This window comes from Novosphingobium clariflavum, assembly GCF_026420865.1.
GTDB lineage: Bacteria > Pseudomonadota > Alphaproteobacteria > Sphingomonadales > Sphingomonadaceae > Novosphingobium > Novosphingobium clariflavum.
The window spans coordinates 1-336 of the sequence record NZ_JAPCWC010000120.1 but is presented as its reverse complement, the minus strand read 5'-3'; the positions used below and the strand labels follow the sequence as shown (position 1 = coordinate 336).

Genomic DNA, 336 nt, shown 5'->3' with positions numbered 1-336 from the left:
TGCACGGCATTGGCGATAAATTCGGGGCCGTTGTCCGACCGTATATGCGCAGGCGGCCCACGCGTGACGAACAGATCGGCCAGCGCCGCCAGCACATCCTCGCTCCTGAGCCGTCGCGCGACCGGCAAGGCCAGGCACTCCCGACTGGCCTCGTCGATGATCGACAAGATGCGGAACTTGCGACCATCATGCGTGCGGCCCTCGACGAAGTCGTAGGACCACACGTGCCCCGGATACTCGGGCCGCAGCCGGATGCACGATCCGTCATGGAGCCAGAGCCTTCCGCGCTTCGGCTGCTTTTGCGGCACCTTGAGCCCCTCGCGGCGCCAGATGCGC

At 66.4% G+C, this 336-nt stretch carries 1 protein-coding gene; it reads right to left on the bottom strand.

What is annotated here, in order from left to right:
• Positions 1-336: DDE-type integrase/transposase/recombinase (locus OKA11_RS24555; RefSeq protein WP_267225266.1), on the bottom strand; the 336-nt coding region annotated here is incomplete at both ends.